At 64.7% G+C, this 24,272-nt stretch carries 19 protein-coding genes and 2 pseudogenes; 8 read left to right on the top strand and 13 right to left on the bottom strand.

The features are described from left to right. Positions 1 to 40: 40 nt before the first annotated feature. Positions 41 to 2,011, top strand: a complete 1,971-nt coding sequence (locus OHB12_RS06155) for a hypothetical protein (protein WP_327116962.1) — start codon at positions 41 to 43, stop codon at positions 2,009 to 2,011. Between the two features lie 635 nt (positions 2,012 to 2,646). On the opposite strand, the gene OHB12_RS06150 is transcribed toward OHB12_RS06155, so the two are convergent. Next, complete coding sequence (locus tag OHB12_RS06150) at positions 2,647 to 3,693, bottom strand: tyrosine-type recombinase/integrase (RefSeq protein WP_327116960.1); 1,047 nt, start codon at positions 3,691 to 3,693, stop codon at positions 2,647 to 2,649. Between the two features lie 493 nt (positions 3,694 to 4,186). On the opposite strand from OHB12_RS06150, the gene OHB12_RS36155 reads away from it, so the two are divergent. Next, the gene (locus tag OHB12_RS36155) at positions 4,187 to 4,369 is read left to right on the top strand and encodes a terminase gpP N-terminus-related DNA-binding protein (protein WP_442799976.1); all 183 of its coding nucleotides are present in this window, start codon (positions 4,187 to 4,189) and stop codon (positions 4,367 to 4,369) included. Here the strand turns inward: OHB12_RS36155 and hemC are convergent. Beyond that, positions 4,363 to 5,151, bottom strand: coding sequence for a hydroxymethylbilane synthase (gene hemC, locus OHB12_RS06145; RefSeq protein WP_327116958.1), 789 nt, complete (start codon positions 5,149 to 5,151; stop codon positions 4,363 to 4,365). The two genes, OHB12_RS36155 and hemC, sit on opposite strands and share 7 nt — an antisense overlap. Positions 5,152 to 5,741: 590 nt before the next feature. On the opposite strand from hemC, the gene OHB12_RS06140 reads away from it, so the two are divergent. Next, positions 5,742 to 6,038 (top strand): effector-associated constant component EACC1, encoded by a 297-nt coding sequence (locus OHB12_RS06140; RefSeq protein ID WP_327116956.1) that lies wholly within the window; start codon positions 5,742 to 5,744, stop codon positions 6,036 to 6,038. 11 nt (positions 6,039 to 6,049) lie between these two features. Then, positions 6,050 to 7,675, top strand: a complete 1,626-nt coding sequence (locus tag OHB12_RS06135; protein WP_327116953.1) for a caspase, EACC1-associated type — start codon at positions 6,050 to 6,052, stop codon at positions 7,673 to 7,675. Between the two features lie 67 nt (positions 7,676 to 7,742). Here the strand turns inward: OHB12_RS06135 and OHB12_RS06130 are convergent. From OHB12_RS06130 to OHB12_RS06105, 6 genes and pseudogenes are all read right to left on the bottom strand, one after another. After that, a pseudogene (locus OHB12_RS06130) lies at positions 7,743 to 7,841 on the bottom strand (DUF433 domain-containing protein); the annotation flags it as partial. A 419-nt stretch (positions 7,842 to 8,260) separates the two neighbouring features. Continuing rightward, entirely contained in the window at positions 8,261 to 8,545 is a 285-nt protein-coding gene (locus OHB12_RS06125; RefSeq protein ID WP_327116951.1) for a DUF6881 domain-containing protein, read from the bottom strand. A 2-nt stretch (positions 8,546 to 8,547) separates the two neighbouring features. Beyond that, a complete protein-coding gene (locus OHB12_RS06120; protein ID WP_327116950.1) occupies positions 8,548 to 13,980 on the bottom strand; it encodes a putative T7SS-secreted protein in 5,433 nt (1,810 codons plus the stop codon). Next, complete coding sequence (locus tag OHB12_RS06115) at positions 13,981 to 14,577, bottom strand: hypothetical protein (protein WP_327116949.1); 597 nt, start codon at positions 14,575 to 14,577, stop codon at positions 13,981 to 13,983. An 11-nt stretch (positions 14,578 to 14,588) separates the two neighbouring features. Next, positions 14,589 to 15,005, bottom strand: a complete 417-nt coding sequence (locus OHB12_RS06110) for a hypothetical protein (protein ID WP_327116947.1) — start codon at positions 15,003 to 15,005, stop codon at positions 14,589 to 14,591. 342 nt (positions 15,006 to 15,347) lie between these two features. Continuing rightward, positions 15,348 to 15,731, bottom strand: coding sequence for a hypothetical protein (locus OHB12_RS06105; RefSeq protein ID WP_327116945.1), 384 nt, complete (start codon positions 15,729 to 15,731; stop codon positions 15,348 to 15,350). On the opposite strand from OHB12_RS06105, the gene OHB12_RS36150 reads away from it, so the two are divergent. Next, positions 15,730 to 16,578 carry an NUDIX domain-containing protein gene (locus OHB12_RS36150; protein WP_442800075.1) on the top strand — a complete coding sequence of 283 codons (849 nt, stop codon included), beginning with the start codon at positions 15,730 to 15,732 and terminating at the stop codon, positions 16,576 to 16,578. The two genes, OHB12_RS06105 and OHB12_RS36150, sit on opposite strands and share 2 nt — an antisense overlap. Before the next feature lie 174 nt (positions 16,579 to 16,752). Here the strand turns inward: OHB12_RS36150 and OHB12_RS36145 are convergent. Further along, positions 16,753 to 16,959: pseudogene (locus OHB12_RS36145) on the bottom strand (transposase); the annotation flags it as partial. A 455-nt stretch (positions 16,960 to 17,414) separates the two neighbouring features. Between OHB12_RS36145 and OHB12_RS06095 the strand changes: the two are divergent. Together OHB12_RS06095 and OHB12_RS06090 are read left to right on the top strand one after the other, a co-directional pair. Then, positions 17,415 to 18,941 carry a metallophosphoesterase family protein gene (locus tag OHB12_RS06095; protein ID WP_327116941.1) on the top strand — a complete coding sequence of 509 codons (1,527 nt, stop codon included), beginning with the start codon at positions 17,415 to 17,417 and terminating at the stop codon, positions 18,939 to 18,941. Positions 18,942 to 18,997: 56 nt separating this feature from the next. Next, entirely contained in the window at positions 18,998 to 19,282 is a 285-nt protein-coding gene (locus OHB12_RS06090) for an AAA family ATPase (RefSeq protein WP_327116939.1), read from the top strand. 501 nt (positions 19,283 to 19,783) lie between these two features. Here OHB12_RS06090 and OHB12_RS06085 read toward each other — a convergent pair. Both OHB12_RS06085 and OHB12_RS06080 read right to left on the bottom strand, forming a co-directional pair. After that, entirely contained in the window at positions 19,784 to 19,924 is a 141-nt protein-coding gene (locus OHB12_RS06085; protein ID WP_327116937.1) for a hypothetical protein, read from the bottom strand. Positions 19,925 to 20,151: 227 nt separating this feature from the next. After that, positions 20,152 to 21,279, bottom strand: coding sequence for a hypothetical protein (locus OHB12_RS06080; protein ID WP_327116935.1), 1,128 nt, complete (start codon positions 21,277 to 21,279; stop codon positions 20,152 to 20,154). 83 nt (positions 21,280 to 21,362) lie between these two features. Between OHB12_RS06080 and OHB12_RS06075 the strand changes: the two genes are divergently transcribed. After that, complete coding sequence (locus tag OHB12_RS06075) at positions 21,363 to 21,965, top strand: 3'-5' exonuclease (RefSeq protein WP_327116933.1); 603 nt, start codon at positions 21,363 to 21,365, stop codon at positions 21,963 to 21,965. Positions 21,966 to 22,208: 243 nt separating this feature from the next. Here OHB12_RS06075 and OHB12_RS06070 read toward each other — a convergent pair whose 3' ends face one another. After that, a complete protein-coding gene (locus tag OHB12_RS06070; RefSeq protein WP_327116931.1) occupies positions 22,209 to 22,886 on the bottom strand; it encodes a hypothetical protein in 678 nt (225 codons plus the stop codon). Beyond that, entirely contained in the window at positions 22,886 to 24,253 is a 1,368-nt protein-coding gene (locus OHB12_RS06065; RefSeq protein ID WP_327116929.1) for a DUF459 domain-containing protein, read from the bottom strand. Before OHB12_RS06065 ends, OHB12_RS06070 begins: the two co-directional genes overlap by 1 nt. Between the last annotated feature and the right edge of the window lie 19 nt (positions 24,254 to 24,272).

Genomic DNA, 24,272 nt, shown 5'->3' with positions numbered 1-24,272 from the left:
GTTCACACGACTTGCACCATCGCTGGCAGCGCGGCGTTCCATGCGGCTATGGCGCCCCGAACTGGGCCGCTACAGCGAACACGCCCAACAACTGACCAAACGACTACCGCCCCAACCGGCGGCGCTGCCCCTCTATGTGCGACGTCGAACCAGACTGCTGGGCTTGGACTTCGACGCCAAACACCACAGCGCGGACAAGGTCGAGCGCGACGTGCACCAATGCCTGGCTTGGATCCGGGAATGCGGCGGCCGCGCGATCACCGACCGCAGCACCAGCGGCGGCCGACACATCCTCGTCCCACTCCCGATCGGCACCGCCCTCACCAAAAGTGAAGTGGAGCCGATCATGCGGCTGCTCGCCGAGCGCTTGGCCACCCTCGACATCACCCCGATGTTCAACGATGTCACCGGATCCCTCACCCCGCCCGGCTCACGCTGCAAAGAGGGCGGATACCGACAACTCGACGGCAGCCTCGACGCCGCCGCCAACACCCTCATCGCCCGCTCCACCCCCGGCTTCGTGGCCCGCCTGGTTGAACTCCTCGGCGCAGCACACATCACACCCACCACCGCGCGCACCACACCCGGTGCGCGCGCGTCGCGCGTGACCCGAACGAGCGCACCATGCGCGAGCACGCCAGACCGCACGCATCTGTGGGAAGGCAGCGGCGATCGTGCCCGACTGCGCACCGAATACCGCCGCCGGACACCGATGCCCGCGACGGTGACCACCTTCGCTGTCCACGGCCTCACGCCCGACGACCAGCGGTGGCGCGCGCGAGACGGTCGACTCGACCGCTCCGCCGCGCGCCAAGCAGTGCTCGCCGCCGCTGCCATGCAGGGAATGTCGTTCACCGACATCCAGGCACAACTCCCCTCCGCCGGCGGTTCCTGGGCGGGACTAGCTCAGGCCTACACCCGTTACGGGCACGGTGCCGATACCGCGTTACGCCGAGACTGGGACCACGCCTGCAGATGGGCCTCCACCAACGCCCCCGAATTCCTGCCACTCGGGCACAAGAAACAAGAGCACACAGGGGGGTGCAGGGGGGAACACCGCTTTCACGCGAAAACTCAAACCCGTTGGCTCGCCACCGCAACCCACTGGATCGATGCCCAATGGCCCCACTCTCCCCGACGATCCAACGCCCTCGCCGTCCTCCAAGCCCTCGCCTACGCCTCGGTCGTCGGCGGCCACGTCGTCAAAGGAGTACCGGTGGTCGAACTCGGCGGTCGATCACTGTCGATCATGGCAGGATGCATGCCCGAAACCACCCTCTGGCAAGTACTTCGGGACATCCGTGACCTGCCCGGCGCTCCCCTGCTCCGCGTCCGCCGCGGCACAGGCCTACTCGCCGACCGCTACGCCCTGGTCACCCCCCGACTCAGCCGCCGCCCGGACCCCGTACAGAGCAATCAAGCACAGGTGGAACCGGTCCACCAGGCATGGAGCGTGCTCGGCATCCACCGCCGACGCCTCTATGAAGTGATCGTCCACCACGGCCTCACCACGCCCGCCGACGCGCTCTCCGCCGCCCGAATGAGCCGCAGCGCAGGCTACTGCGCCCTCGCCGCACTCTCCACCACCGGACTCATCAGCCACACCCGCGGACTCGTCGAGCGTGGCCCGGTCAGCCTCGACGACATCGCGCGCGCCCACGGACTCCAGCAGGCGCACACCGAGCGCATCGCGCGCCACCGCCACGAACGCGCCGCCTGGACCACCTGGCTGGCAACCCGATTCGGTGCACCCCACCCCACCAGGCCGACAGACGATCACCGCGTCCCCGCCGAACCATGGCACCGCCGCGACACCGAGGACTACCTCGTCTCCGTGCTTGCCGCAGGCCCCCCAGACAGACCGCCCTCAAACCCGACCACTCGGCCGCCGACCCGATCTGAGTGTACTGCGCCCGCAGCGACCGGGCTGCGCGCGCCAACAGGCCCCAATGGTGACCCGACGAGCCCGGGAGCGCGCTCAGATCGCTCAGCCGAGTTTCATCAGCAGTAAACCCACACCACTATCGGCGATGGCCGCCCTATCCGGGCGCCATCAAGCCCCACCGCGCGGTCCGATCCCGGCGGCTGTGGGCACTGACTACAGCAGCAATGCCCGGTCGATCATCTGTCATGGTCTGCTGACGGATGACGGCGGATTGCACGCCTGTTCGACGGGGATTGAGCCCAAGCCCCTTCACTGCCAGCACATCGTTTCGTGTTTCCATGTCGGCTCCACATACATCGAGTCGGTCCACCATTTTGGTTGTCGTGGCGCTTGCCGGCGTGCAGGCACTCCTGCTCGTGTTGGCAGGCCGTCCCATCCGGTTGACGAGGCAGAGCATCGTGCTCGAATTCAGTCATTTTCCAGGCGAATTACTCCGGCTCGGTTACAGAACTGCGCGCACGCGGGGTAACGTCACGCGCGCGCGGCAGGCGCGCCCGAGTCGACCCTGCGGGTGAAGTGCACGACGAACGAACCCCACGTGCGGAGCTGATGTGTCTGCGAAGCAACACGTTCGGGTTGGTTGCCACAGAGGCAGCACTGCCGGTGATCGCTTGCGCGGGCCATCACATCCCGCACAAACGAACCTGGACAAGCCGCCCGGCCAACGGGGGTACCGCAATCCAACTCCTCCTGGACAGGCTCTACCTGCCATTCAGAGGAAACGTCAACTGCTCCGACACCGGCTCAGGACGCACAGGCAGGACTGGAGACCGTGCCGCGCCTCCGTGGGCGACGAACGCCAGCGCTTCGGCTATCGCGGCGGCCGCTACTGGGTCCTGCGGATCGAGCACCGTGCGGACCCGGGTCGCGTTAGGTCGCGTCAGGCCCATCGCCGCAGCGACAAGCGCTGGGTCTACTCCGCACTCGAGCATCCGGGTGTCGAAGGTGTACCGGAGCGTGCCCGGCGAGATCCGTTCGGTCACCCCAGCCTCTCGGCCGAGATCGCGAATGATCCGGTCGATCGACGGCGCGATCAACCGGCTGTCACGGCCGTCGCGCGAGATAAACAACGCCCGGCGCCGACGACCCGAACGTCGCAGGATCGCACGCCGCTCAACCAGCCACCGCCGCAACGCCTCCCGTGTGCTGGCAGCCAGAACCGCAGTCCTGACCTGCCCGTCGAGACTGTGCACGTGCAGGTGCCCGCCGTTGTCAGTCAACTGAAGGAAATCCGCATTGAGCAGGTGCACCTGCGAGACGGTCAGCCCGTTGTGAAGCAGCACCCTGACCATGGCATCCTCGCGAGGGCCGTGATCGGCAGCTGCCCGAAGCAGATCACGCTGCTCGTCGTTGTCGAGAGTTCTCGGCCTCGCCGGCCTCACCTTCACACGAGCAACCGCCGCCGGCCCCAACCCACGCCAGCGATAAAACGTATCGATTGCCGCCAACGCTAATTTCGCCGTCGCCGCACTTCGCTGCTCGAGCAGATGATCCCGATACGCGGCCACAGCACGGTCGCGAGCCGCAGGATCGTTCAGCGCTCCAGGATGATCCTGCGTGTTCTCCAGCCAGGCCAGCATGTCCGAGATCCGCTCGTAATACGTCTCCAGCGTGTTATTGGCAAAGTCCGCCCGGCCATCCAGATACTGACGGAACCGCTCCAACAACTCGCAAGCCCATACCGAACGCGGCCGACGCCGCGACCTCTCCAGCTCGCCGACCTCGAGCGCGCCCGCAATGCCGGCCATGATCACCTCCCATCAATTCTCAACCCGTTCAGAATCGCAGGTGACACCGACATCTAGCGAGCAGCGAACGATCTAACGACGGTTAGCCATCATCCGCGAACCGCTGGCGATGGCTAACCGTCGTTAGATCCATATGCCTCCTGAACGACGCGCTGCTGGCGGCGTGGATCGTCACCTTAGATTTCAATGCGCAACCAGACATTTCGGGCCCGTCGGTTAAAAGCTGTTGATCGCCGCCTGTCTCGGTTGTTTCGATTGGTGGCACCGAACTTGCCGCGCAGCTCGATGACGCGGTGTGGACCTGATCGTATTGAAGCAGGGCATACCCCCACCACGACCCTTGCCGGTCGTTGCCTGTTCCGTATCATCGCCGCAATGACGAGATGCTGGACGACTGATCAGCGAAGGAATCTTCGCGGGGCTGGAATCGGCTGGTGCTCGTGCTCGTGCTCGTGCCCGGGTCGGCGGCCGACGACCGAGCTGACCGAATTGTATGTGGTCAAAGCTTGCGAGATGTACATACGCGCGCGAGATCTACGGCGAACTCGACCATCAGGTCCGCCGGAAGTACACCGTCGCGCAGATCGCCGGGATGATCAGGGTGTCGCGTAAGACCGTTTACCGCTACCTCGATCCGGATGGGCGACGCCAGCCGTGCGGTAGTGCCGGTCAGTGAGGGATGGCGTCGATGATCGTGCGGGCGCCTTGGCGGAGTAGGTCGGAGCCGACGAAGAACCCCAGTGCTTGCGGGACGTCGGGTACGCCCCAGTGGTGAGAGTCCAGCCATTGGGCGCCGTCGAGGCTGAACACCTTGCCGTGCAGCGACAATCGCCCTGTCGCATCGGTGGTACACACCCCTGCGATCGGCGAGTTGCAGTGCCCTTGCAGGGCGTGCAGCATCGCCCGCTCGGCATCAGCGTGGCGGTGAGTCTCGGCGTCGTCGAGTCGTGCGCCCAGTTCGAGCAACTGCGTGTCATCGACGCGGCAGACGAGGGTGATGATCCCGGCGCCGATCGGCGGGCACATGACCTCGATCGGCAGGATTTCGGTGATCCGGTGCTGCTGGTTCACCCGATATAGTCCGGATACCGCGGCGATCAGTACGTCGACGTGGCCGTCTTCGAGACGGCCCAACCTCGTGTTGACGTTGCCGCGCAACGGCTTCACCTCGAGGTGCGGGTAGTGCAGCCGCAGCTGAGCGGTGCGGCGGACCGAACTGGTCCCGACCACCGCGCCGTCGGGCATCGCGGCGAGCGGGGCGCCGGTGCCGGTGATGATGGCGTCGTGGACATCCTCCCGCGGCGGGAAGCCTGCGAACGCGAGGCCGCCGGTGATCGGGATATCGCCGGGAATGTCCTTGAGACAGTGCACCGCAAGATCGGCGTCGCCGCGCAGCACCGCGTCATCGATCTCTTTGACGAACGCGCCCTTGCCGCCCAGCTTGGACAGGTCGCCCATCCACCGGTCCCCGGCGGACACCGGTCCCCGGCGGAAGTGACCTTGACCAGCTCTGTGCCGATGTCGGCGCCAAGGGTTTCGAGGTTGGCGGCGACCTGTTCGGCTTGGGCGAGGGCCATGGGGCTGGATCGGGTGGCGATCCGGATGATGCGCTGCGGCATACGACCGACCCTACAGCCGCCAGGTCCGGGCACCGACAACCAACCCGGAATCCCAATTCAGCAGGCTCACATGCAGACCCGGCTGGACACCAATCTCGGTCAGGAACCGCTGCACACGCTCCGGTGGCCACGTCGACTTGTCTATGTAGCAGATCGAAACGCTGTTTGACCAGCGTCGGCGCACCGTACTCGGCCGCGTCGGAAAACTCGACCGCGACAGGTTAATTTAAGGCCGTCTAACAACGCGATTCGTTGGCAGAGCCTGGCGATGAGTAGCATCGGCCATCCGCGTCGTCCACCTTCAGGTTCGATGTCTTCTAGATGAGGAGCAAACTGAGGCGGCACGATGTTGCGATCGACGACCGAGGGGGCACAGTGATTGACGCAGAGCTTCGTGCGCTGGGAAGCCGTGATCCATACAATGAGATCTTGTCTCTGCGAGACTGGTTGGCCCAAGAGCCCGAGTTCCGTGGCTGCGTCCAAGCCCGGGACGCGGTGGTGCAGCCCGAGCATATGGGGGCACTGGAGGATGTGCTGATCGTGGCGCTGGGAGGTGGCGGCGCGGCGACACTTCTCGCCAAGTCGATCTCGATTTGGCTGCAGCAACGTCGCTCCGGGATCAGCGTTCGTATCACCGCACCCGATGGCACCAACATCGAGGTCACCGGTGAAGGGCCAGCGGCTGACGAGATCGCCAAGGTTTTCGGCCCAAGCGCGCCAGAGTGAGGAGATAGTCCATGCGGTTGCCGGACGGGCCCCGCTCCCAATTGGTCCTGATCGGCACCAGCCAATACGAGGACAACCATCTGCCCAATTTGCCAGCCGTGCGTCACAACATCGAGGACCTGAAAACTGTCCTGACGGGCAGCGCAGGTGCAGCATTCCCCGAAAAGAACTGCGCGTCCGCCGTTGACGTCGCCGATCCGGGATCGATCTGGCCGCTCCTGCAAGGGGCTGCCGATGTCGCCGAGGACCTACTGCTCGTCTACTACGCCGGGCACGGGGTGCTGGATCAGCGAGGCCGCCTCTACCTGGGCCTTCCGCGGACAGCAAAGAAGGCCTACCACTGGACGTCCTTGGACATGAGTCACATTCGTGAAGTGATGGCCGAGTCCGGCGCCCATAACAGGGTGCTGATCCTCGACTGTTGTTTCTCCGGCCGGGCATATGAGGCAATGGGGGGCGACGACCCCGCATCGCTCGCGACCGGGCAAGTAGAGATCAGCGGAACATACACATTGACCTCTACCTCCGCGAACACACCTGCGCATGCGCCCGCCGGTGATCGGTATACAGCCTTCACTGGGGCTCTTCTCGATCTTCTGGAACGCGGAGCACCGGACGCCGAGGAATTCCTCACGCTCGACGAAATCTACCGTCATCTCCGACGTGTGCTGCGCTCACGCAATGCGCCGGCGCCGGAACGCAAAGGCACAAACAACGCATGCGATCTTGCTCTCGTCAGGAATCCCGTGCAATACAGCCGTCACCTGCCTCTGGCGCAGCGGATGCAATCCGCTTGGACAATGGTCAGTAAAGGTATCGCGCTCGGGCATTCGGGTCGGTTCGTGGAAGCGGTCGATGTATACGAACAGGTAATCACGATCTATCGTCACGACCCGTCCATGCGGGCGCAGGTTGCCGAGGCTCTGGTGCACAAAGCCTTTGCGTTCTCGCAACTCGGCTGGTATGAGGAGGGGCTGAATCTCTGCGATCATGTGATTACCCGGTATTTTCGCGACCCTTCTATGCAGGAGAGGGTCGCCGAAGCAATGGTGAACAAAGCCTCCACACTTGAGCAGCTAGGCCGGTTCGGCGAGGAATTGGACGTCTGCGAACAGGTGATAACCGGCTATGCCCGCGAAACCTCTATGTGGGACCATGTCGCAAAGGCGCTCGCAAACAAGACCTTCGCGCTCGGCCAATTGGAGCGATACGACGACGCGATAACGGCATGCGAGCAGATGATCGCCAAATACCGCGGGTCCCCATCTCAGCAACGTCTGGTCGCTGCGGCCATGGTGAACAAAGCCTTCGCGCTCGGGCAGTTGGAGCGGTTCGACGAGGAGTTAGACATCTGCGACCACGTGATAACCAATTACCGCGACAACCCAACCCCCGAGTTGCGTAAACAAGTAGCAATGGCGCTCGTCCATAAGGCCGCTGCACTTGCGCACTTGGGTCTACCCGGCGAAGCAGTTGACGTCTACGAGCAAGTGATCGCTGACTACACCTGCGATCTTGCGTTAAGCCATCCGGTAGCGGAGGCGAGGAGCGCCCTCGATCTTGCTCGAAAAACTGGCCTGCCTCACCCCGAGCACTTTCGTCATGCGCTCCAGCCCTCGATCGCGGAGATAGCCTGACGTCGCATCCTGACCGTGTGGGTCTGACGGTCGAATGCCGAGCCACCACAGCGGCAGCGTATTCGAGGGCTGCGAGGACTGACGGGACGTCTTCGCATTCGAGGTCTGGGTAGTCAGCCAAGATCATGGGAATGGCCTCACCGGCGGCCAGTAGACATAGCAGGGTTTCGACGGATACCGCATCCGCGGACTACCGGCATTGCCGCTTGCCGTGGCAGATGGCGGGGTCGATGGTGATACGGTCCAGCCGGCACATACGCCCACCGTAGCCGTCTCACGTCCCATCCGTGGCGACGTCTGCTGCGGGGATACCGTTTGGACGGTAGGGGCCGATGGCAGGGCGACGGCCAGGACTGGGACCGATGGCGGGTCCCCGAACTCGAGCTCGACGCATCATCGGCCACATCGGACTTCAACTGCGCCTTCCACAGGCTTCGTCCGATCAGCAGAGCTGCCCTCGCACTGCGGGAAGCATCACCCGAGCTGGGGGCCGCAATCTTGTATTCCGACGCCCCGTCTTCGACCGCCATGTCACGTATTTCGTTCGAGCGCTCGCTTTCGCATCGGGGTGAGTCGCTCCGCAGCTCATGGTCGTGTCTCTCGTGCCCGTAGCCACTGCTGTTCGAATTCTTCCTGGGAGATGTGTTCGGCTTCGAACTCGGGTTGGCTTGCGATCTCTTCGGGGGGTGCGATCGGGATCTCGGCGACACCGGCGGTGGCTGTTTCGTGGGTTTCGTCGGCCCATTCGGCATGGCCGTCGCGGTAGGTTTGGACTCGGCGTGTTTCATAGTTGTCGTCGCCGACTTCGTGGAAGTAGTGGACGGGCTCATCATCGAAGTCGTGGTGCCAGGTGACTTTCACATACCGCATACTCAGTTCCTTCCCGATCGGACGATCCGCCCTGCGAGATCGAGGGGCTCAGTGTTGGGGACAACGAAGACACCAGGCCTTCCCTGGACGACCGTCAGTCCGGAGACGTCGATTTCCAGGAAGTGCGAAAACTTTTGCCCGGCCCACGGTACGCGCAGGAACGCCGCCGACAGTTGAGCGGGTGTGCGCGTTCCAGGCTCGATGTCGGTCAGGTATTGCCCGTCACCGTAGCGGGCGTCTTTCGGGTTGTGTTCACGCAGCGACGGGCGCAACTGTTGGCTTTCCAGGATCGCGTCGTGGCCGTCCTGATTCGTGTAGTGGTAGAGGCTCTGCGGAGGCGCTCCCCCGGGCGCGGCGTCCGCCGGTGCGGGGTTTTGAGGATTGCTGGTCGGGGTGTTTGCGCATTCGTTCGGGATGAGGCCGAGAGGGTCGGACCAGGTGGTGGGGTTGTGGGGGTAGGTGCTGGGGTTGGGTGAGGCGGCGAGCCCGAGAGGGTCTGGGGTGAGGAAACGGCCGGTAGCGGGGTCGTAGGTGCGGTGGAGGTTGTAGTGCAGGCCGGTTTCGGGGTCGTGGATCTGTCCCGGGTACCGCAGTGGTGTGTCAGCTCGCCCGCTCCAATGGGTGCGACCCCACAGGTCGGTGGTCGCTGTGGCGACGGTGTCGGTGGTGTCGGGGTCGATGAGTTCGGTGGGGGCACCGACGAGGTCGGTGATGATGGCGTAGAACTCGCGGTCGACCGTGGCCTGGTCGGTGGTTTGGGTGATCGGGGTGTGTGAGTGGGGTTGATGTTCCCAACGAATAGTGGATTCGCTGGTGGATTGTTCGATGAGTCGGGTGCCGTCCCAGGTGTAGTCGGTGCGGTCGACGACGGTTCCGTCGGTGTCGAGGCGTTTTTTGGTGGTGCGGCGCCCGAGAGCGTCGTAGGTGTAATGCCACCGTTGATGGTCAGGGGTTCCGACCTCGACGAGCTGATCGAAACTGTTGTACCAGTAGTGCCAGACATCGGGTTTGCGGGAGAGCCGGGTGGTGGTCTTGCGGACCAGCCGACCCGACTCGTCGTAGTGGTAGCGGGTACGGCCATCGCGAATGAGGAGGTTGCCGCGGTACTCCCGTCCCACCGATGAGTCGACAGGAGGTCGCGGGGTGGGCGGTGGTGCCGCGACAGCGGGCGGCCCGGGTTCGGCGCTGTCAGGGTGGGATCGTGGTGCGCTGGTGATGTTGCTGAGCGGATCGTAGGTGTACTGCTCGTCGATGACGTCGTCGTGGGTGATCGTCGTGACCCGGCCCATCGGGTCGAGGCTGTAGTCGTAGCGTTGCGGTGCGTCTGCAGCGTGGTGGAGGGTGTGGTTGGTGAGGTATCCGTCTGGGCGGTAGCTGTATTCGTCGTGGCGCAGCACCCGAGGGGCGGGTCGTGTTGCTGTCGCGGGACCCAGGTCCAGGGAGGTGCTCGGGAATCCTGTCACCGCTTGGTGGGCGAGGCGACCGCTCGGGGTGAAGTCGAGCGCGACCGCGATTTCGCTGGTGCGCCAGTCGGTGAGACGGCCGAGCTGATCGTAGGAGAAGGCGAGATTGTGATGGCCGGTTGTGAGGGCACGCACACGGCCGGTGAAATCGTGCGTCCAGCTGGTTGTCGCGCCGGTCGGGCTGGTGCGGCGGACCCGGTACCCGAGCTGGTCGTAGTCGTGGCGTGTCACCGGCCGGTCGTCGACCCGTTGGGTGGCGAGTGCACCGGTCGGGGTGTAGGTGAATTCCAGTGTGTGGATGAGGTTTTCGTTGGTGCCGGTGACGGCGGTGAGGATCCTGCCTGCGGGGTCGTGGGTGTAGCGGACCCAGTCGCCGGAGTCGGAGGCGATTTCGGTGAGGCGACCGAGTGGGTCGTGGGTCTGGTGGCGGGTGATACCGGTTGGGGCGGTGATGGTGGTGACGCGACCGGTTTTGTCGTGGGTGTATCGGGTGGTGGCGCCGCTGTAGTCGGTTTCGGCGACCAGCCGCCCTACTGGGTTGTAGGTGTAGGTCCATGTGTGGCCCAGTGGGTTGGTGACGGTGGTGAGTCGTCGTTCGGTGTCCCAGGTGTAGCGGGTGGTGGACCCGTCGGGCTCGGTCCGTGTCGCCAGCAGGTCGAACGCTCCGTAGGCGAACCGGGTGATGTCACCGGCGCGGTTGGTGTGGGTGAGGACGTTGCCTTCGCCGTCGTAGGTCCAGGTCTCGGTATGGCTGTCGGGATCGGTGCGTTGGAGTAGCTTGCCTTCGGGTGACCACCGGTAGTGCGTGGTTTTCTCGAGAGGGTCGGTTACTTGTGTGGGGCGTCCGAAGTCGTCGCGGTCGATACGGGTGAGCGCGCCGTGCGGATCGGTGACTCGTATGGGGAGCCCGGCAGTGTCGACTTCGATGATGGTTCGGGCGCCGCTGGGTTGTGTGATCGTCGCGAGCGCACCGTTGGGGTGATACGAGTATTCGGTGCGGTTGCCGGCCGGATCGATGGTGGCGGCGAGGTTGGCGTCACGGTCCCATTCCTGCCGCCACACCGTGCCGTCCGGGCGAGTGATCATGGTCGGACGGTTGCGCCACAAATACTCGACCGTGAGGGATCGCCCGTCGGGGCGGGTCAACTGCGCGAGGTCGCCGTCGACGGTGTACCGGTAACTGGTTTTCCCGCCGTCGGCGGCGGTGACGTGCAGGGGTTTGCGGTCAGAGTTGTAGGCGATGCGGGTGCGGCCACCTTCGGGGTCGATCAGGTCGCGTAGTTGCAGGTCGCGGTCGAAGCCGTGGCTGGTGACCGCGTCGAGGGAGTTGGTGACGGTGGTGAGTCGGCCGGTGCCGTCAGCGAAGTCGAGGTAGGCGAAATCGGTGTTCAACACCGCGCCGGTGCCGCGCTGGAAGGCCACGCGACCGGACTCGTCGTAGGTGTTGACCATCTCGTTGCCGTTGGAATCGGTCCACGACCTCAAGCGGTGGGCGTCGTCGTAGGCGTATCGCATCCTCGCACCGACACCGTTGCTCACCGCGACCAGACTCCCCGCCTCGTAGGCGAACTCCCGGACCTGCGCCGAGGAGTCGCCGGAAGTGGTGGCGTGGACCGATAGTCCGGTGATACGCCCGCTGGTGGTCTCGATCCCGATCTGGTAGCCGCCCGAATGTGACACTGCGACGGGTTCGGCGTCGGTGTTGTAGTGGAAGCGAATACGGTTGAGGTGGCGGTCGGTGATCGCTGAGATGGCGTAGTTGCCGAGTCGGGACTCCAGGCCCGCGAGGGCGGGCTCGGGGGCGAAGTGCCAGATCAGTTCCCGCTGCTGATCGTGGACGCGATAGCCGCCGGTGTCGGTGCGTGTCAGCGTCCAGCGTTGTCCGCCGGTGACCGGCTCCACCGCGACACCGGGTTCAGCGTGCGGGTAGGCCAGCATGATCCCGTCCTCACCGACGAAGGTGACACCCTTGTGTTCGGCGACGATCCGCATGTCCAGGGTCGATGACCACGACGGGCCGAACCACCGACCGAATCGGTAGTTCGACCGGTGTGTTCGCCGCAGCACCATCGGCAGGATGCCGGGTAGGTCGATGTCGGTTTCGGGCAGCAGGAATTCGCCGGTCGCGATGTCGACCGGGTCGTCGGTACAGGTCTTCTGTTCGGGGGTCCGATCGGATTCATGGCTGGAGTCCTGCGCGCTATCGTAGGCGTCATGGTCGGCGTCGGCCCGCTGCTGCGGTGTCGGATCCGCGGGGGTGCTGTCGTGCGGTTCGTGGTGGGCAGGTGGTTGATCGTGGCCGCCGGGATGGGTGTCTGGGTCGCCCACATGGTCGGCGGGGGCCGGTGATTCATGGTGCGGTGCTGCAGGGCTGGCGTCGGAGTCAGGATGGTGACCCGTCTCGGGATCCGGGTGAGCTGCTGGAGGCCGATCCGCATCGGTGGGCGCCGGGGTGTCGGGGTCGGCATGCTGTGGTGCGGGATCAGAGCCCGGGTGCGGTGTAGGCGCGGAGTCCTCAGCCCGATATGGCACGGAAGAGCCGGTGTCGCCAGGGTGCGTAGCGGGATTCGAGTCCTGGTCGGCGCGCTGCGGTGCATCGTCGGTGTCCGGTCCGGTCTCTGCATCCGGATGTGGTTGCTGCGATGGCGCATCCGGCTGTCGAGGTTCGGCCGGGGTGTCGGTGGGGCGATCACCGGTGGTGTGGGGTCCGGGTGCGTCGGGTTGGGGGTCGGGGGTGGTGTGGGCGGCAGGCTGGGTGTTGGGTGCCGGTGAGTCGTGGCCGGGGGTGGGGATCTCGCGGGCGGCCGCCGTGGGTCGGGGTGTGTGGGTGCCGAGTTCGGTGGCGCGGTCGGTGATCCGCACGGCGTCTTCGACCTTGTTGACCGCGGTCGCGGCTGTTTTCGCGCCACCGGCGCCGCCGGTCGCCACGGTCAACAACGCATCACCGGTGATGCTGCCGGCGAACTCGAACGGATTCCTGCGCGCGTCCGACACCACCGACGACACGACCGCACCCGGATCGGCCGCGGCCACCACCAGACCTGTCCCCAAACTCGACACGCTCGACAGGTATTCGGCCGGATGCGTCACGTTGTAGGTGTCGGTGGGATTCACCGCCCGCACGAACTGCACCATAGAAGTGAAGCTGGTCAACAACCCGGACCCGAAGCTCTCCTTACCATGCTGATAGATGTCGGCCAGATCGCTCAGATTGCCCGACCAGCGTTCGGTGAACGGCGGTTCCGTGGGCGCGGTCGAGGCAGCCTCGAGAAGTTTGCCCGCTGCCGTGGACGCCGCGTTGTCGCGTTGCCAACGTGCACCACGCAGAATATCGCGGGCAGCGTCACGGATCGGAGTCCAGGTGTCGGCCAGTGTGCGGCCGGATTTTTCCTTGTCCGACAGTGCGTTCCACTCGTTCTTCTTCGAGCGTTCCTCGGTGTCGGCCTCATCCCACTTCGCGATCGCCTCGGCGGCTTTTCCTTGCGCGGCAACAACTTCGCTGTACCAGCTATCCAATGCAGTCGCGGCCTTACCTATCGCGTCGGCGCCGTCCCACCACAACTTCGGCTGCTTGTCGAAGACCGCGTTGAAGCCATCCGCGGCAGAACCGGTCCAGTTCGCGGTGTCGATCGTGCGCAACGCATCACCGGTGGAATCAATGCTGGTGCCCATCGTGCGCAACGCTTCCGCGGCGTCGTGGATAGCTGAGGGCTCCCCGCGTATCAGTTCCTTCGGATCACGGGTTTCACCGAGTTCACGCTCATCGACCTGGCCACCGGTCGCCGAAGCGATCCGATCCCCCAGATCATCGAGCGATTCCGCAACGCCATCAGCACCGACAGCGCGCGCGCCGGTAGCGAGCGCATCCAAACCGGCGTCAGCGGCTTGGCCTGCCGCCTCGATACCGGCTTCGACGACGCCCTCGACCGCGTCGCCGACACTGTTGATGAAGTTGTCGAACCCGATCCCCACCTACGAGCCTCCCCCTGGTTGTGTGATAGCCGCGGCCTGCTGCGCGGCACCGGTATTCCAACCCGGCTGTTGGCCGGTACCGTAGTTGCCGAGATTCGCCAGAGCTTGCGGCCCGACCGCGTGAACCACCTGCATATTCGTGCCGATCTTGGCCATAGCCGCATCGAGCGAGTCGCCGGTGTAGTCGGCGTTGCGGATCTGATTGATCCCGTTGTCGGCCACGGTGTCCGTCCACGACCGCGACGTGATCTCATCCCCCGACAGATGCGGGTTGCCCACCAAATGCGTCCACATCTGCTTCATCGTGTCCGACGCCAGCTGATCCATCATCTGATAACGGCCCGCCGCCAAACCCAGCACCTCGGCGATCTCGTTGCCCGCCTGCACAAGATACCGAACACCCCACGACCAACGTTCAGCGAACCGCTCCATCGCCTGCTGCACGTTCTGCCGACCAGCCTCCAACGGCGACAACGCCAACAACGAGAACCCGCGACCCGTTGCGCCGGTTTCCTTCACCCCCACATCGGACAGCTCACCGACGATCACATTGATGCCCTCGGCCGCCTTCACCAGCACCTGCGGATCAACATCCACGCTATCGCCCACTACCCCACCCCCCACCCGCCCGGCGGGGTCGGCGGGAACGCTATCGGCGCCACACCCGCGATATCGATGGCCACCCCCGTCGGCCGCGCACACCGCGCCGTGAACTCGTCCACGATCCGTCTACCCAGCAGCGTGTGGTAGCGGTACTCACTGCCCGGGGCCACTCCCCGCGCGGTCATGTAGTGCGCGAACTCGTCGACGCTGGTGAACGCTAACAGCCAATCCACACGACCGAACTCACTGACAAGCAACCGATCATCGCCGGTCAACGCCACCACGACCACAGCATCCGAGAAGGCCGCGCGGAGCGCTTCGGGTTGCCCGAAACCTGCATAGAACGCTGCGATCTCCGACCGCAATAGCGCACAACGGTCCGCTGCCGTTTCGGCTGGCACAACCGGGGTTGCATTGCTCACGGCAATACGAGCCCTTCACCCGCAAATCCCTTGGTGAGCGTATCAATCCACAGATCGTGAACGCGAACAGTGGACTCGCGCGACGCCCTGCGTGCTTCTCGGTCCATCCGCAGCCCCCAGGACACGCCGTCCCTCCTCTCAGTCCCGTTCACCGATTGCCTACGAACTATAGGACGCGCCGAAGGCCTGGCCGGTTCCACAGAAGCCGACCTCACCGAGCGGCCGCCGCGTGCACAATCGATCGAGCTCGGCCCAACTCCGCTGATTGTTGCCGAAGTGGGCGATACCGATTCCGGTTCCTGACTTATGTGCTCGACAAGACACACGCAGCGCCGGTGACGTTCAGGCCGGACCCGGCTGGTATGCGCCACTGTCCGGCGATCGCCGGTCGAGCAACTCCGCCAACCAGCCGACGTCGGTCATCGCAGCATCCAGTTCGGCGCGCGTGAGCTCGTCTCGCCGCTCCGGTAGATGCACGCCGTCGGCGACCCGCAGCGACCGCGATTCCGGTTGCGGCTGCGCTGATTCAGGTGACCACCCCAAGGCGCCTGCTGTTCGGCAGAACGGCTCCCACACGACCACCCACACAGCACTCCCCCTGTCTTGGTCGCCTTTTGCGCGCGAGAGTTGTAGGCCGATCCGGTCGTCGCCCAGTGGGTATCCGGGGTACAGCCAGGGGACGTCATCTGGGGTTCCGATCTTGGCCTTGCTGCGGCGGGTTGCCATGAGTTTTCGGATCAGTTCGTCCAGCGGCGTGGGAAGAATGAGGGGAGCTGCTACGAATGTTAATTGCGATGGTCTCATTATCGATCTGGATGTCATCGACGGTGAGGTGGCTGATGGTAGAGATCTCTCGGTTGCGTACGTCGGTCAGCCGCCAGTCCTTGAACGCCTCGACATCACGCACCGTAGCCGCGTCCCATGTGCGGCCGAAGACGCCCAGGAACTCCAGCCATACCGCCAACGAATACGCGTACCGCCGCATCGTGGTCGGTGCTGCAGCCGCCATCGAATCGGTGCGGAAGAACAGATTGACCCGTGGGCCCAGACGGCCGGACAGCGGCGTCAAGATCGGGGTTCCATGCCGCGCACCATCCGCGGCCGCCCGCTGATGGACGTCACCGAACCAGGCAACCCCTTCCACCACCGAGGCCGACTTGTAGAAGTCGTAGAAATCCACCGACCAATGACCAGACGAGGTAGCCAAACAGCCACTCCCAGCAAAGCAATCCGACAATGCCGGAGAGCCTCGAGAATGGGTGGGCATGTCGAGCCCGGCGAGCACCCGCTGACAGCCGCGCGTCGCGAAACTGGTGAGGAGCTCGGCATCGAACCAGTCTTCGACGTAGTGGGCGAGCAACCGCTGTTCCTCACCTGCACCACCACCGTCGGCCAGAGCGGAAGCCATGTCGATATCTCGCTGTGGCACGTGATCCGCGGCGACCGCGCTCGCCACTACCCACTCGATCCCGTCGAGTTCAACGGCGGACGATGGTGGGATCGGGACCCGTACGGGCTGCCGCGACCGATCCGCACATACCGCGATTCGTCCGGAAACTCGACGGCATTCTGATGCCACAGACGCTGTAGTGAGCGTGCTTGTTGTGATGCGGGAGAACTCCGGCACCGGCAAGTCAACGACGCCGGGCATCGAGACGAACCACTGCTCCGGCGCTGCGCCGGGCCCGAACCCACGGCCAGCCTGATCCCGGCCCTGGTCATCGCGTGGCGGCGGCAGCGCCGCCGCCACGGCCGTGCGGACCCGTTCCGGGGCGATGCCGCCGGCGGCCAATCCGTCGTAGAGCGCGCCGTGGCCGCGTCGATGCTCACCGACCAGGCTCAACCCGACCAGGGTGGTGACCGGGCCGTTCTTGCACAGCACCGCGCCGGTCAATTCGAACAACGCCTCGCCCCGCGCGGTGAGGCAGTTACGGAACGAACGACGAAACGACACAAGGTCATTCACGTCTACCGGGTGTGTCGGCTCGACCGCCACCGACGCATGGGGCACACTCAGAGACACGGCTACCGCTTCTTGCTTCAAGTTCTTGCAGGAACCCGAAGATGATGACGCGGTAGCCCTTTCGCGTCGCTGTGACACGCCGGGAAACACGGCGACATGCGGAACGGCAACATGTTTCGCCGAACCAGTACCATTGGCGACAATCCGCAGTCCAGGAGTGGCAATTCGCAGACCGATACGCCCTCAACGACGCCCAGCCCCGAGGTTAAATCTCAAGCTGAGAAGCGATCGAAGAAACGCCGCGACCTGTTCGTCCCGAGCGGTACATCATGTCGACGTCACCTTCCCAGGCCAGCGTGAACGTTATGGATCTCTCGTCTACGTCTGTTTTTCGCCCCCTGAAAGTGCCCTGAGCACTGTGACACCGGTCCGCGAGGTTGTCGGTGGTGCGGAATACCCTGTCGCGCATGCGGATCCTGCACACCTCCGACTGGCATATCGGGTTCCGGATGCGAGGCACGCCATTGCTGGCCGCCCAACAGGTCATACTCGTCGGGGAGATCCCGGCACTCGTCGAGGAGTGGGAAGTCGATCTCGTGGTCGTCGCCGGCGATATATACGACAAAACCGATCCATCCGAGGCCGAGGTCGCTGTTTGCCAGGACGCATTCGCCGCGATCCGAGCAGCGGGCGCACAGCTGTTGGTAATCGCAGGTAACCATGACTCACCGATCCGCCTGGGGGCCGGAGCGGTGTTCACTGCCGCAGGTGGGCTGCACCTGATGACCAGCGTGGCCGGCATCGGCAGCCCGGTGTTGTTCGAGGACGAGCACGGGCCTGTCGCGGTGTACGGGGTTCCGTGCCTGCAGTTCGCCGGATCCGAGCTCGGTAGTGCTGTGGGCCGGTCGCACGCCGACCGCTGGCGTGCTGCGATGACGCGGGTGCGCGCGGACCTGGCGGGCCGCCCAGGAGCGCGGGCGGTGGTGGTGGGGCACGTCTCGGTGGCCGACCCCACCGAACGCGGGCCGGAACGATTGCGGGTCGGCGGTCGTCACACCGTCCCGGTCGAGGTGTTCGCCGGAATCGACTATGTCGCGCTCGGTGACCTGCACTGGCCGCACGCGGTCTCCCCCGCGGTCCGCTACTCGGGCTCGCCGCTGCCCTATGTCTACGACTTCGGGCCGAGGACCATCGATTTCGACCCGCCGAAATCGGTCTGCATGATCGACCTAGACACAGACGGGCTGACCTCGACCACCGAAGTCCCTCTGCTCATGCCGTCCGGACTGGCCCGGGCCGAAGGGACGCTCGCCGAGCTCATGGCCGGCACGCGGTCGCTGGATTACATTCGCGCAACGCTAACCGATGCCGTTCGGCCGTCCGGGGCATGGAAGCAGCTACGCAGACGGTTCCCTTTCCTGGTTCGCGCCGAATGGGTCGATCCCGTCACCGCGAGCGTGACTCCACTTCACCCCGACGAAGCCGAACCACACGCGTCCCTCGCCATGGCCATGCCTGTGACCGGCGAACTTTGGCGCGGATTCTACGGCGAGATTGACCAGCCTTGTCTACGCTGCGGCGCACAGCCCGGACGACCCTGCTTCCAGATTCGCAGCGCACTCGGTGCCTCAAGCATCAACACCTTTCACCGCGAACGCGGACTCAACGACGCCGAACTGGCCCGGCTCGGCTACCAGCCCTACGAGGTCGACGACCAGGGCACCCGCCGCCAACTGTGGCGCACCCCGGGCCAGTGGCAAGTACAACGCGACGGCTGCCACGCGCTACCGCCAGCCCCGCCAACCGAACAGCCCGACGCGGCGGCCGGTCCTCCGAACGGGGCAGGGATCTGCGCCGCTCCGGGGTGCGCAGCGCCACTGAAACAACGCCGCGGTGGCAGACCGGCGCTGTACTGCTCCCCCAAATGCCGTGTTCGCGCCCACCGCGCCCGCATACCGGCTGCCGAAACGTGACCAGCATCCGGTTCAGAAATCGCTGGCCCAAACAGGTGTGGTGAAGTGCAGAGGTGATGGATGAACAGCACTCGGTGTTCCTGCCCGCCATGGTCCGTGAGCGGCTCGACCAGGCGGCGGTACCGATCCGTAGTGCTGGTGCGATGGTGCTTTGCGGATTCCCCGCATCAGGCAAGTCCTCGGCCGCGCGGTGGCTCGCCGCGCGTATGGGTGCAGTCGTGCTGGACAAGGACAAACTCGCACCGGTGTTGGAGGAGTCGGTGATGACGCGGCTGACCGGTGCGATCGCGATTCCGAAACCTATCGCGAGGTCGTTGCGCCAGACATCTACAACAGTCTGATCTGTACCGGACTGACCGTGGCCGTCCGCGACCCGATAATTCTGGACGCCCCATTCCTGTGGACCGTGCGCACGGCGGGTACCGCAGGTCTTCCATTATGCGCTTTCCTGCGGCAACACGCGGAAGCCGAGGCAGACCTGCAGGTCGTGACCATATGGCTCGACTCTCCCAGCGAACAGGTCCGGCAACGGATGATCGCGCGCGGTTCGGCCCGCGACACGCCCAAGCTGTCGGATTGGACCGGGTATCGGTCCGGTGTTCTCGATTCCGGAGTCCGGGAGCTCGCTCGCACAGTGTGTGATCTCGTGTCGACAACTGAGCCGGACCCGGTCAGCGCTCCGGGCCGGCACCGGTGAGAAGCGGCAGCAGCGATCCCACGACCATGTGGATCTCTCGAATCCGTTCGGGTGAGGCTGCGGTCAGCGGTGGGCGGACGTGGGTCGGGAACCGGGGCAGCCGAGCCGACACCGCGGCTTTGGCGAAGGCGATATCGCTTATCGGTCACCGTTTACGGACGTCGGTGTAGCGGTCGAATTCGTGTTGCCGGGTCCGGGAACGCTCGACGTCGCCGGCAGCCACCGCCGCCGCGACCGCCACCGGTAGCTCGATAACCGGCTCCACGGCGACCACAAAGCCTGACACAACACGAGTCGATACGAGTCGCAGGAAACGGGTAGTCGTCCGATTAGCCACTTGACCTGCATGAACATGGCATCCATCGAGCGCAGACGGGTAGCGCGGGCCGCAGCCGGATTGGTGTGCTTCCACCGCCACCAGCCACTGAAAGAAGCGGAGCGCACATGAACATCAAGATCCTGCCGATCATCATCGCGGCACTTCTGGGAGTGATCATCGGAATGATCACAGCGCTACTTGCCAAGGTCCAAGGGGCCCATGCGGTTCGCGCGATCCGCGACGCCGGAGTCGGGTTTGTCGGCACGGTGACGGTCACCGTGCTCCTCATAGACCACCTTGACCTGCTGTGACTGGCTGGGCCTTTCGGCCTCTTCCGAGGCTGCACCAGGTCCGAGTAGGTCGCGGTCGACCAGAGTTGCCCACGTTGCGATCGCGCTGGTCTCCGATTCCGGGTACCACGACCACGCCTTGCGAAGTTTCGGAAGGGTGAGGTCCGGTGCGAGGCTGGAGCCGGCGAATCCGATGCCTGGACCATGGTCGGTAGGTCGGGAAGCACCGTATCCGCACACGCCGATGCCGTCCTTGGCTTTGCGGCCGGTCAGGACCAAGCCGGCCGCGAGGCAGTTCCGGATGAACCCGGCCTCGTTGTGAGCCTCGATCGCGGCGGTCCGTACCAATCGTTCCACGGTGATCCGTTCGGGCTCGTCCCAGCCGTGCCGTCGGGCGATGTCGAGTTCGGCGCGTTTCGGCCACACCCGTTTCGGCGTCGAGTTGTCGGTGCGAGGGGCTACCGGGATGATGTCGTCGGGCCGATAGTCCTGCACGACGGTCAGGTAGGCGTCGAGGACCAAGTGGGCGATCGTGAGTGCGTCCGCGTCCGGGCCGCTGCTGTTGACCATGACGAACGTGGTGAGCGCCATCATGATCATCTCCCGTATCTCTTGCCAGTGTTCGCCGTCGGCGTCGATGCCGTATTCGTACTCGGCTGCCAGCAGAGAGGGCCCAAGGTCATCGAACAGCTCCGCCGCGCCTGGATGGTCGCAAGACCACAGAGCGACGGTCGCCACCCAGGTTTCGACTTGTTCGCGCATCGACATCGCCAGGCAGCCGGTCATGTCCGCGCGTTCGATACAGCACAACGCTGCCATCGAGCACTCGGAGCACATCAATGGATCGTCTAGATCACGATGTCGGCAGAGAGTACCGGTGACCACGAGGAGGAACTTGCCGATGAACTCATCGACGCACTCGATGTTCGACAGGTAGCAGTGCCCGCAGCGGCAACCCCACTGCCAGATATTCCGATGCGGCGAATCCTCGTCGAGCTCGCCGACAGCAACTCGCAACTCGGTTGATTGCATGCCCGCATACTGGCAGGGGCCACCGACACTGTCGGCGTCCGCCACGTGAGTGGATGTCGGTGTGCCCGAGCAGGATGGGGGCCATGAGCGAGCATCCGTGCCCGTCATCGTCGTTGGTGTCGATCGATGTCGAACCTGGAGGCCGAACAAGCCCGTTCGGATACATCGGGGTAGCCGAGATCATCGGCAACGAGGTCGAGGCAACCTGGATGGTCAAGTTCAGGTCGCCGCACTATCGATGGCCCGCCACCAGCGTCGACCCGGCACCGCCGTTCGGTCAGGTGTGGCCGTATATCGATGCGTTCATTGCCGACCGGATGGTTGCTGCCTTCGGATTCAGCTACGACATCAGAAGCCTCACGACACTGATCGGCGTGGAAGCAAGTCGTGCGCGCCCGATCCCTTTCGTCGACGGCCTAGCGCTCGCCAGATCGCTGTGTCCCGGTCATGTCGGATCGTTGCAGGCAGTCGTTCTCGCGCTGAACCTACTCACCAGAGACGAGCTCGCCGATCTGCACGGCCGACGTGCACCGAACCGGCCCGTCAACAAATGGCTCCTCCACGACTCCGAAGATGACGCGCTGGCGAACGCTCGATTATTCCTCCACGCAGCCAACGGAGACTTCGACGTGAACAGAATCATCAACTCGCACAATCTCACGATCCGAATTCTGACACCAGGATAAAACGAAGACCGAATTTCCAAAGTGGAGCCGATTATTGCGGAATATAAACTCGTCGCAAAGGCCGCCGGCCCCAACCCGAGCGAGCAACTAATTGTATTGGTGCGGAAACTTTTTCAAGGATTCTTATTGAGGGATGCAGCGAGTCCATCTAGCGAACACCGTGCAGTGCCGTGGGCTTCCAGTGATCGAGTCGGTGATGTCGTGATCCACCGGTTGCGGTCTTTGGCTAATGGCGCAGTGCAGCTACGAGATCCACTCGATGGCGGCACCGGCATGTAGTTCGAATGCTGTGCAGTTGTCGGTCCGGTCGTCGATGAGGAGCGCGTCGGTGAAGGACAGTCCTGCTTTGGTCAGCCATGGGCCGAAGAAGGATTGCGGGTCTTCGGATTTCAGTACGCCGGTGTCGCTGGAGCTGAGTATGTCGTCGAACGCGGCTGCGGCGTCCGGCAAGGTCGCCATGCCTGATCGGCGTTCGTTGCGGCCGAGCGCCGCGGTGCGGAAGACGCTTTCGAACAAGTCGATGTTATCGGTGGCCAGGACGACGGTCGCGTAGGTCCGGGCACGGCGCAGCGCCCGGAGCAGTGGCTGGTCGATGGGCATCCGGGCGATGTCGTCCGCGAGTTGGGTCAGGAGCTGGTCGACGTCGAGGTGTCGGTGGTGGGCGGCGAGGGTGGTGAGGATGTCACGGGAGCTGCGTGTCCCGCACATCCATTCGCGGCCCTCGCGGTTGCCCGTCGTGAACAGCCGGTCCAGCTCGCGGGTGAGGATCGTGTGCAACGGGTGTGTGGTGTTGTCGGTGATGCTGTGCCAGAACGGTTTCCGGCACAGCACTCCGTGCCAATCGCAGAAGATGACGCGGGGCCGGTTCGTGTCCCGCGCCAGCTGTTCGATCGTGCGAATTCTCGGGTGGGCGAGGGTCACTAGCGGTATTCGCGGGTCGCGGTGGCGCGATCGAGCCGGTCGAGGGTGAGCAGCCCGTCGAGGATCCGGTGGGTGGTGATTTGCCGGGCAACCATCTGCCGGATGGCTTCGTCGCCTTGTTCTGAGAGGTGCACGCCGTCGGTCCAGACGCTGGGTGCTCCGGTGGCCGGGGCAGTGGGTGTGGTGGGTGACCAGCCGAAGCAGGTGGCGGTGTAGGTGATGTCGTCCCAGATGTCGACGAAGAGTGCTCGGTGGTCTTCGGCGGCGCGGCGGGCGCGGCGGTTGTAGTCGGCCAGGTCACGGTTCGCGGCGGGGACGTCGATACTGGGATCCCATCCCATTGGGGGTTCGCCGATCACGAGGGTCCGGCGGGCGTGGTTGGTGAGGAGGTCGAGGGCGGCGCAGATGTTGGTGTCGTACTCGTCGATGCCAACTGCTTCGTCGTGGCGGCCCTGGTGGTGGCGCCAGACGTCGTTGATGCCGACGCCGACGACCGCGAGGTCCCACCGGCCGCCGTCGTCGACGGCGGCACGCAGGTTGGCGAGGACGTTACGGGAGGTCGCGCCTCCCTCGCCTCGGTTATCGGAGAGGATCGTGATCCAGGGATAGTGGATAGACCAGCCGGTGATCAGCGCGTGGACGTAACCGCGGTTGCGCCACTCGGTCACCTCGAGCTGTTGTCCGATGTCGGGCAGGTCGGCTTGGGTGGACAGTCGCGGATTGTGGGCTTCGTAGTGCTCCATCAGCGACGTTCCGAACCAGCCGATGCGCAGTTGTTGCCGTGGCTGCTCAGGATCGAGTGGGCCCGGGGTGCGGGTGACGACGCGAGCGGGCACGCCCACGGCGGTGGCGTTGGGGGCGAGTGAGGCTGAGACGACGGCGTTGGCACCGACGCGGGTGTTCTGCCCGATCGTGACTCCGGCGGTGATCGAGACTTTGTTGGCGATAACGGCCCCGGCTTCGATCGTGATAGGCGCGGCGTCGAATCCGCTGGCCCACGGGGTGATCGGTTCGCCAGGGGCCAGGTTCTCGTGGGTGCGGGGCCGGTGGTTGTGGTCGTGGATGTCGACCATGTTGGAGATGCCCGCGCCGCGGCCGATGCGGATGGTAGTCATCGCGGACACGACGACGTTCTCGCCGATCGCCACGTCGTCGCCGATGACAATGTGCCCGCCGGTATTGGCTTGCAGGGTGGTGCCGCGGCGGATGCTGACCCGGTCGCCGATGGTGATGGTGGCGTCGGTGTCGATAATGATGTCGACGTCGGCGGCGATGTCGCAGCCGGTGCCGATGTGCACCGCGTCATCGTGGCGGGCGCGGATCCGGTCGATGGTGGTGATCGTGTCGGTGTCGGTCACGCTTGTCATGATCCTGTCCTGGTGGTCG

This window comes from Nocardia sp. NBC_01730 (assembly GCF_035920445.1).
GTDB lineage: Bacteria > Actinomycetota > Actinomycetes > Mycobacteriales > Mycobacteriaceae > Nocardia.
The sequence above is the reverse complement of the archived record's forward strand: the minus strand, read 5'-3'. Positions and strand labels throughout refer to the sequence as shown.

Excerpts from the sequence above, each read along its gene's own strand:
- OHB12_RS36150 (WP_442800075.1), top strand. The coding sequence starts at position 15,730 with ATGAGTTTTCGGATCAGTTCGTCCAGCGGCGTGGGAAGAATGAGGGGA.
- OHB12_RS06105 (WP_327116945.1), bottom strand. The coding sequence starts at position 15,731 with ATGGCAACCCGCCGCAGCAAGGCCAAGATCGGAACCCCAGATGACGTC.
- OHB12_RS06065 (WP_327116929.1), bottom strand. The coding sequence starts at position 24,253 with ATGACAAGCGTGACCGACACCGACACGATCACCACCATCGACCGGATC.
- OHB12_RS06075 (WP_327116933.1), top strand. The coding sequence starts at position 21,363 with ATGAGCGAGCATCCGTGCCCGTCATCGTCGTTGGTGTCGATCGATGTC.
- OHB12_RS06125 (WP_327116951.1), bottom strand. The coding sequence starts at position 8,545 with ATGCGGTATGTGAAAGTCACCTGGCACCACGACTTCGATGATGAGCCC.
- OHB12_RS06090 (WP_327116939.1), top strand. The coding sequence starts at position 18,998 with ATGGATGAACAGCACTCGGTGTTCCTGCCCGCCATGGTCCGTGAGCGG.
- OHB12_RS06155 (WP_327116962.1), top strand. The coding sequence starts at position 41 with ATGCGGCTATGGCGCCCCGAACTGGGCCGCTACAGCGAACACGCCCAA.
- OHB12_RS06135 (WP_327116953.1), top strand. The coding sequence starts at position 6,050 with ATGCGGTTGCCGGACGGGCCCCGCTCCCAATTGGTCCTGATCGGCACC.
- OHB12_RS06080 (WP_327116935.1), bottom strand. The coding sequence starts at position 21,279 with ATGCAATCAACCGAGTTGCGAGTTGCTGTCGGCGAGCTCGACGAGGAT.
- OHB12_RS06150 (WP_327116960.1), bottom strand. The coding sequence starts at position 3,693 with ATGGCCGGCATTGCGGGCGCGCTCGAGGTCGGCGAGCTGGAGAGGTCG.
- hemC (WP_327116958.1), bottom strand. The coding sequence starts at position 5,151 with ATGGGCGACCTGTCCAAGCTGGGCGGCAAGGGCGCGTTCGTCAAAGAG.
- OHB12_RS36155 (WP_442799976.1), top strand. The coding sequence starts at position 4,187 with ATGTGGTCAAAGCTTGCGAGATGTACATACGCGCGCGAGATCTACGGC.